We start from the raw sequence: 8,003 nt of genomic DNA, 5'->3' as shown, positions 1-8,003 counted from the left end.
ACAAGCAAGTGACAAGATCCGAAAGAGGGTGCTTTTTTCCCTCTGTAGGAGATTGACACTTGACCTCGAGCGCCTAGGAGCCGTAGCTAGCCAAAAAGAAAAGCGGAGGCGACTGTATAGGCGCGACAAGCAAGTGACAAGATCCGAAAGAGGGTGCTTTTTTCCCTCTGTAGGAGATTGACACTTGACCTCGAGCGCCTAGGAGCCGTAGCTAGCCAAAGAAAAGCGGAGGCGACTGCCCAAGTCATCGTTCTAATAGAAAGGCAGGTGATGTTTCATGCCAGAATTACCTGAAGTTGAAACCGTTCGTCAAACATTACGACAATTAGTTTTAGGGAAAGAGATTAAAAAAGTGATCGTCTACTGGCCAAAGATCATCAAAAAACCAGAACCTGTGGAACAATTTACGGACGCTTTAAAAGGTGAAATCATACGTGAAATCAATCGGAGAGGCAAATTTCTTCTTTTTGAATTTGATCATTATGTGATGGTTTCTCATTTAAGAATGGAAGGAAAATATCAGCTTAATGCGAAGATGGATGAGATGGAACCCCATACCCACGTCATTTTTCAATTTACAGATGATACCGAATTACGGTATAAAGATGTCCGAAAATTCGGGACCATGCATTTATTTAAAAAGGGTACGGAATTTGACTCTCTTCCATTATCTCAGTTAGGCCCAGAGCCTTTTTCGAAAGAGTTGACCGTTTCCTATTTGAAAAAGGTCTTCCATAAAACAGAGCGGAAGATTAAAGCGGTGTTACTTGATCAGAAAGTGATCGTTGGACTAGGAAATATTTACGTCGATGAAGTATTGTTTCGGTCGAAAATTCATCCGGAAAGAAAAGCAAATTCCTTGTCTTCGATAGAAATTCAAACACTTCAAAATGAAATTATTTTTACTTTAAGGGAAGCGGTTGAAAAAGGGGGAAGCACCATTCGATCCTATGTAAATTCTCAAGGAGAGATGGGAATGTTTCAATTTAATTTATTTGTATACGGGCAAGAAGGGGAAAAATGCAAAAATTGCGGGGAAACGATTATAAAAATAAAAACCGCTGGTCGTGGCACACATATTTGCCCGAGTTGTCAGATCCCTCCAATACATAATGAATCTTGTTGAATATGTTAGTGGTAAAAGAATGCAAATGTATGTGAGATGAAATAGTCAGATTACACAGATATGCGAACAATTAAAAAACTCCTTCATATACTATCTTAGCGATCGTGAGGAAGGAGCGGCAGTGATGAACTCAATCGTTTCACTACTCATACTTGCATTTGCAGTTAGTTTAGACAATTTTAGTACGGGGTTAGCTTACGGAATGAGAAAGTTGAAGCTCCCCCTTAAATCTACCTTCATCCTTTCATGTTGCTCTGCAGGTGCGTTGTTAATTGCCATGTGGATTGGCCAGCTGTTTGGAAATATTATGTCAACGGAAATGGGAGAACGATTAGGTGGCCTAATTCTAATTGGATTAGGTGCATGGGTTTTGTACCAGTTTTTTAGAGATGATAAACATGATGAAGATATTTTACAAGAGAAAATGATTTTAAAATTGGAGATTAAATCATTAGGGGTTGTCATTAATATTTTAAAGAAACCAACAGCCGCTGACTTTGACCGATCAGGGACGATCACAGGAGTGGAGGCGGTAATGCTCGGAATTGCCCTATCGCTAGATGCGTTCGGGGCTGGGGTTGGTGCAGCTTTTCTTGGATATTCACCAGGGGCATTATCATTAGCAGTTGCCATTATGAGCATGCTATTTGTAACGGCAGGATTAAAAATTGGTCATATCTTTTCGCAAACTCAATGGGTGCAAAGAATGTCATTTTTACCAGGATTATTATTAATTATTCTAGGAATTTTAAAAATTTAACGAATACTTATTCAGCAAAGGGGTTCTCTAAATGGTTGCGATAATTGGATTAACAGGTGGAATTGCTAGCGGAAAAAGCACCGTATCAAAGATGTTAAAAGAAAAAGGATTTACGATTATTGATGCCGATGTTGCAGCAAGAGTGGTAGTAGAACCTAAGAAGTTAGCATATGAACAGATTGTTCAAACATTTGGAAAAGTTATTTTGCAAGAAGATGGAACGATTGATCGGGCAAAACTAGGAAGTATTGTCTTTCACCATGAAGAAGAAAGGTTAAAACTGAATCAAATTGTTCATCCGGCTGTCCGTTCCTATATGTTAGAGGAGAAAGATCGGGCAATAGCGACGGGAAAACAGACGATTATTATGGATATTCCTCTCCTATTTGAAAGTAAATTACAATGGATGGTAGAAAAAATAATCGTCGTTTTTGTCGATGAAGAAACGCAAATAACACGACTACAGGAGAGAAATTCTTTTTCAAAAGAAGAAGCTTTAGCTAGAATTCAATCCCAGCTGCCTTTAACTGATAAAGTAAAAGAAGCTCATATCGTCATTGATAATAGTGGTACGGTGGAAGAAACACAAAGGCAGGTTGAAAATATGATCAAAAAATTGAATTTAATACCTTAAAAGAGAAGCAGCCTATTTGCTTCTTTTTGTTTTATTGTATAAAACTTTGCAAAAATAAAATAATAAAAAAACAGAAATTAACCATTCCAATCATCTTTAAATATGTTATACTAATTACAGTTAAATGAAAATAAAGTATAACATTTATATAGGAGGAGCCGCATAATGAAGGCAAAAGTTGCGATTAACGGTTTCGGCCGTATCGGTAGAATGGTTTTTCGTAAGGCAATTTTAGAAGAAGGATTGAATATCGTCGCAATTAATGCGAGTTATCCAGCAGAAACACTTGCACATTTAATTAAATACGATACAAACCATGGAAAATTTGATGGTGATGTGCAAACGGAAGAAAATGCACTCATTGTGAACGGACATCGTGTTCAACTTTTAAATAATCGTGATCCTCGTGAACTACCTTGGGGAGAACTTGGTATAGATATTGTAATTGAAGCAACAGGGAAATTTAATTCACGTGATAAAGCAGCCTATCATTTAGATGCTGGAGCGAGAAAGGTCATTTTAACTGCCCCTGGTAAAAATGAAGATGTGACGATTGTGATGGGGGTAAATGAAAGCGATTTAAATGTTGAAGAACATAGCGTGATTTCCAATGCATCATGTACAACGAACTGTCTTGCACCAGTTGCCAAAGTATTAAATGAAAACTTTGGAATTGAAAATGGGTTAATGACAACTGTTCATGCCTATACAAACGACCAAAAAAATATTGATAATCCACATAAAGATTTACGTCGTGCTCGTGCATGTGCACAATCGATTATTCCAACGACAACCGGTGCAGCTAAAGCATTGGCACTAGTTTTACCTGAATTAAAAGGAAAACTTCATGGAATGGCTCTTCGCGTTCCGACACCTAATGTTTCATTAGTTGATTTAGTTGTCGATCTAAAACGTGAAGTGACAGTAGATGAAGTAAATGAGGCATTTATTTCAGCTTCTCAAAACAAATTACAAGGTGTGTTGGAATTTACAACAGAACCGTTAGTTTCAATTGACTTTAACACTAATTCACATTCATCGATTATCGATGGACTTTCTACTATGGTTATGGATGGCAAGAAGGTAAAAGTTCTTGCTTGGTATGACAATGAATGGGGATATTCTTGCCGAGTAGTTGATCTTGTGAATTATGTAGCGGAAGAAATGAAAAAAAAAGCTGAGGTTCAAGTTGGATAAACCTTATTAACTTGGCTATTGTTCGTATTTATGGTCAAACATATAGAATATAGGGAAATTTTCATGATTAAGGTATCATGAAGATTTCCCTTTTCATATTTATCTGGATAGGGGGATTGAAGTACAATCTAAAGAGCAGACTAAAGATGAATGTGGATTGGAAATTCCGAGATTATCGAGAATTCTTTTTTAAAATCCATTATTGCAAATTCTGAATAAACAAAGTATACTATGATTCGTGAACTTCTTATACAAAGAATACACATAACTACTTAAAGGGTTAGGACCTCTTCGGACTAACTTTCCCCCGTGGTAGTTTTAAAAAAATCCAATTACAACTATTCTCTTGATCGAAAAATAAAATTTGTAAAAGGGGGAAACGATCAATGGAAACAATGGGTCGTCATGTTATTTCAGAGCTTTGGGGCTGTGATTATGAGAAATTAAATGATATGGAGAAAATTGAAAAAATCTTTGTGGATGCTGCATTGAAATCTGGTGCAGAGGTACGTGAAGTAGCATTTCATAAATTTGCTCCACAAGGTGTTAGTGGAGTTGTCATTATTTCAGAATCTCATTTAACTATTCATAGCTTTCCTGAACATGGTTATGCAAGTATTGACGTGTATACATGTGGCAATTTAGATCCCAATATTGCTGCAGATTATATAGCACAATCTTTAGGAGCTGAAACACGGGAAACGATTGAATTACCGCGTGGGAAAGGCCCTGTACAAATGAAAAAAATAGAAGCATTATAATAATGAAATGGGAAAGAGGTGTATGAACTTATACACCTCTTTTATATTTCACTGACTGAATGAGGTTTCACTTTACTGTTGCAAACATGTATTTACATAACATTCTGCCTATAAGAAGCTTGTATGAAAGAATGGACCATCTTTCAATCCACCGCAAGCGACAAGTCACGGATTGTTCCGATCCACTACAGCCCATTCCCCTCCCTCAAGGTAAATAAGTTTCTTGTGTAATCGACAAGTTTTTTATATGATGAGGATAAGGTAAAACGTTCAAAGAAAATCGAGTCAATTATTTAGCAGACGAATCTAGACGTTGAACGAGTCGTCATGTTATTCGTCTTTTAGATTGAAAATAGAATTTTAGGGGCGACCACTATCAAGATTTGCTGCATCTCTTATAGCCTCATTATTTAAGAAAAAATATGTTGAAGAAATGGAGCTGATACCTATGAAATGCCCTTCTTGCCAACATAATGGCACACGTGTTGTGGATTCGAGACCGGCTGACGAAGGTCGCTCAATCCGCAGACGAAGGGAATGTGAAGCATGCCTTTATCGGTTTACTACTTTCGAAAAAGTAGAACAATCTCCTCTAATTGTTGTAAAGAAAGAAGGAACGAGAGAAGAATTTAGTCGTGAAAAAATATTACGTGGACTTGTAAAAGCATGTGAAAAACGTCCAGTTCCTCTACAACAACTTGAAAATTTAATTACAGAAATCGAAAAAGAAATTCGAAATGAAGGAATTTCCGAAATCCCTTCCGAAAGAATTGGCGAACTTGTTATGGATAAGCTCTCCGTTATTGATGAAGTAGCTTATGTGCGCTTTGCTTCCGTTTACCGGCAATTTAAAGATATTAACGTATTTTTAGACGAATTGAAGGATTTAATCAAAAAGGAAAAATAAACAAGCTGGAGGATTGCTCTAGCTTTTTACCTTTTAGGCAAACATTTGAGGAACATCTTTTTTAGAACGGAATGAATGAAATGGATGCTAACAATGGAATCGAAGAATATATGGAATTTTGCTTTCTCCTCGAAATTTTTGACTCTAACTCTTTTCATAATCGGTTTGCTTAATATGCATATGGACGTATTCGATGAAAGGAAAGATTTTGATGAAAATGTTTTGGAATGAAATACAACCTGCAGACCAATATGTTGTTAGAGCGAATGGGATATTGAACGAATCAGACCGAAAAATTATCACTTTCTTGTATCAGCCACTGATTGGATCGACTTGCTTCAGTCTTTATATGACTCTTTGGGCCGAAGTGGAAGAAAATCGGCTCTATTCACAGGCATCCACTCATTATCATTTAATGAACTTTCTCGATCGAAACTTACAGGAAATCTTCCAGGAACGATTGAATTTAGAAGGAATTGGTCTACTCAAAACCTATATGAGAAAACAGGGAGATCTCCGTCAATTTATATATGAATTACAACCTCCCTTGTCACCTGCGCAATTTTTTAATGATGGCATGCTTAATATTTTTTTATATAGAAAAATTGGACATGCTCATTTCACAAGATTAAAACATTTCTTTTCAGATGAATGGATTGATCATGAAGTATATCAGGATATTACTAAATCATTTCAGGAAGTGTTCTCATCTTCTGAGCAAACCATTGATTATGAAGCGTTAAGCGGGAGCAAAACAATGGATGGAAAAGAGTTTATAGACCGGAAAGAGAGTGCTGGTCTACCACTATCTGATCAATTTGATTTCGACTTATTGCAGTCAGGGCTTGCAAGCACTATGATCCCCAAGAATGTGTTAACACCGGCTGTAAAGGAAACCATCGTAAAGCTTTCCCATCTGTACGGAATCAATGAGTTAAATATGAAAAATATTATCTTAACATCAGTAGATGAACATGATCGGATAGACATAGAGGTGTTAAGAAAATCTGCACGGGATTGGTTCCAACTTGAAACGGGAAAGGATCTTCCGAAACTTGTTCACCTTTCTTCTTTAACGACCTCTCATGATGAAAAGAAAAAGGAACCACTGACAAAGGAAGAGCAACTTATTCAATATTTAGAGGAAACTTCACCTCGGCAAGTATTAACCGATATTTCAGAGGCGATGCCTTCAAATGCTGATATGCAGGCGGTTGAAGAAGTGATGTTTCAACAAAATTTACCGCCTGGAGTCGTGAATGTGTTAATCCAATATGTCATGCTAAAAACAGATATGAAATTATCGAAGGCCTATATGGAAAAAATTGCTTCCCATTGGTCAAGAAAAAAGATCCGAACAGTCAAAGGGGCGATGGATCTTGCAAAAAAAGAACATCGAAATTACTTAGATTGGGCTAATAAAAAGCAAGAAAATAATAAGAAATCTAGGAAGAAAGCCATTCGAACGGAAAAACTGCCTGACTGGTTCCATGAAGACCAGCAAGAAACAACTGTTAATCAACAAAAAGAAGTAGATCATAACTTTGAAGAAGAAAAAAGACAATTACAAGAACAATTAAGAAAACGATCCAATCCAGGGGGTGAGACGAATTGAAAAAATTAAATGACACATTAAATCGAATGCCGAAACCTCGTAATTTGCAAGAGCAATATGACAAGATGAGAGAGGAAATATTGGCTCATCCTCATGTCCAGCAATTAATAAAGGATCATGCCGGGGAAATAACTAGAACGGTTATAGAAAAGAATCTAATGAGGCTTTACGAATATATTTCACAAGAGAGAAATTGTGAACAATGTAAAGGTCTTCATCATTGTGCAAACTTAATGCAAGGTTATAAACCCATATTAGTTTTTAGAAGAGGTTCCATTGAGCTTGATTATTATCCTTGTGAACATAAAAAAATTCAAGATGAGAAGAAAAAGGCGGAAACACTGATTCAGAGTATTTATGTCCCAAAAGATGTGTTAAATGCAACATTTCAATCGATCGATTTAGATCATCCTAGTCGATTGGAAGCCGTTAGATTAGCGACCAAATTTGTTGATACTTTCAAAAAAGAGCCGCAAAAGGGATTATATATCTATGGCCCTTTCGGTGTAGGGAAATCCTATCTTTTAGGCGCCATTGCAAATGAGTTAGCGGCCATTAATGTTTCCTCCTTCATTGTCTACTTCCCTGAGTTTATCCGGGAAATGAAGCAATCACTAGGGGATCATTCCATCAATGAAAAATTGGATACAGTGAAAAAGGCTCCTGTTTTAATGATTGATGATATTGGAGCTGAATCGATGTCTAGTTGGATGAGGGATGATATATTGGGAACGATTTTGCAGTATAGAATGCTAGAAGGGCTGTCAACCTTTTTCACCTCGAATTTTGATTGGAGTGAATTAGAATATCATCTCACATACTCTCAACGGGGAGAAGAGGAAAAAATGAAATCGGCCCGTGTAATGGAAAGAATAAAATATTTATCCACTCCGGTAAAATTAGAGGGAACGAATCGACGAAGAAAGTAAAAAATAGAAAAATAATTCTTCTAAAATAACCAAGCCCCCCATATATATGTATCAAGATGTGAATACAAAGGGGG

8 protein-coding genes are annotated in these 8,003 nt (G+C 36.7%); all 8 read left to right on the top strand.

Annotated elements, in window-relative coordinates; all coding sequences use genetic code 11:
- Window positions 1–277 precede the first annotated feature (277 nt).
- The 8 genes from mutM (at window position 278) to dnaI (ending at window position 7,929) form a co-directional block, all read left to right on the top strand.
- Entirely contained in the window at window positions 278–1,126 is an 849-nt protein-coding gene (gene mutM, locus J2S13_RS09355) for a DNA-formamidopyrimidine glycosylase (protein WP_307257485.1), read from the top strand.
- A 124-nt stretch (window positions 1,127–1,250) separates the two neighbouring features.
- The gene (ytaF, locus tag J2S13_RS09350) at window positions 1,251–1,886 is read left to right on the top strand and encodes a sporulation membrane protein YtaF (protein WP_307257484.1); all 636 of its coding nucleotides are present in this window, start codon (window positions 1,251–1,253) and stop codon (window positions 1,884–1,886) included.
- A 31-nt stretch (window positions 1,887–1,917) separates the two neighbouring features.
- Complete coding sequence (gene coaE, locus J2S13_RS09345) at window positions 1,918–2,520, top strand: dephospho-CoA kinase (RefSeq protein WP_307257483.1); 603 nt, start codon at window positions 1,918–1,920, stop codon at window positions 2,518–2,520.
- Between the two features lie 165 nt (window positions 2,521–2,685).
- Window positions 2,686–3,717, top strand: coding sequence for a glyceraldehyde-3-phosphate dehydrogenase (locus J2S13_RS09340; protein ID WP_307257482.1), 1,032 nt, complete (start codon window positions 2,686–2,688; stop codon window positions 3,715–3,717).
- Window positions 3,718–4,103: 386 nt separating this feature from the next.
- Window positions 4,104–4,478, top strand: coding sequence for an adenosylmethionine decarboxylase (gene speD / locus J2S13_RS09335; protein WP_307257481.1), 375 nt, complete (start codon window positions 4,104–4,106; stop codon window positions 4,476–4,478).
- Window positions 4,479–4,926: 448 nt separating this feature from the next.
- Complete coding sequence (gene nrdR / locus J2S13_RS09330) at window positions 4,927–5,385, top strand: transcriptional regulator NrdR (RefSeq protein WP_307257480.1); 459 nt, start codon at window positions 4,927–4,929, stop codon at window positions 5,383–5,385.
- Window positions 5,386–5,596: 211 nt separating this feature from the next.
- Complete coding sequence (locus tag J2S13_RS09325; protein ID WP_307257479.1) at window positions 5,597–7,000, top strand: replication initiation and membrane attachment family protein; 1,404 nt, start codon at window positions 5,597–5,599, stop codon at window positions 6,998–7,000.
- Window positions 6,997–7,929, top strand: coding sequence for a primosomal protein DnaI (gene dnaI / locus J2S13_RS09320; protein ID WP_307257478.1), 933 nt, complete (start codon window positions 6,997–6,999; stop codon window positions 7,927–7,929). Before J2S13_RS09325 ends, dnaI begins: the two co-directional genes overlap by 4 nt.
- Window positions 7,930–8,003 lie beyond the last annotated feature (74 nt).

It is taken from the genome of Oikeobacillus pervagus (assembly GCF_030813365.1).
GTDB lineage: Bacteria > Bacillota > Bacilli > Bacillales > DSM-23947 > Oikeobacillus > Oikeobacillus pervagus.
Note: the sequence above shows the minus strand (reverse complement) of the source record. Positions and strands in the feature narration are given on the sequence as shown.

Excerpts from the sequence above, each read along its gene's own strand:
- speD (WP_307257481.1), top strand. The coding sequence starts at position 4,104 with ATGGAAACAATGGGTCGTCATGTTATTTCAGAGCTTTGGGGCTGTGAT.
- coaE (WP_307257483.1), top strand. The coding sequence starts at position 1,918 with ATGGTTGCGATAATTGGATTAACAGGTGGAATTGCTAGCGGAAAAAGC.
- J2S13_RS09340 (WP_307257482.1), top strand. The coding sequence starts at position 2,686 with ATGAAGGCAAAAGTTGCGATTAACGGTTTCGGCCGTATCGGTAGAATG.
- J2S13_RS09325 (WP_307257479.1), top strand. The coding sequence starts at position 5,597 with ATGAAAATGTTTTGGAATGAAATACAACCTGCAGACCAATATGTTGTT.
- nrdR (WP_307257480.1), top strand. The coding sequence starts at position 4,927 with ATGAAATGCCCTTCTTGCCAACATAATGGCACACGTGTTGTGGATTCG.
- mutM (WP_307257485.1), top strand. The coding sequence starts at position 278 with ATGCCAGAATTACCTGAAGTTGAAACCGTTCGTCAAACATTACGACAA.
- ytaF (WP_307257484.1), top strand. The coding sequence starts at position 1,251 with ATGAACTCAATCGTTTCACTACTCATACTTGCATTTGCAGTTAGTTTA.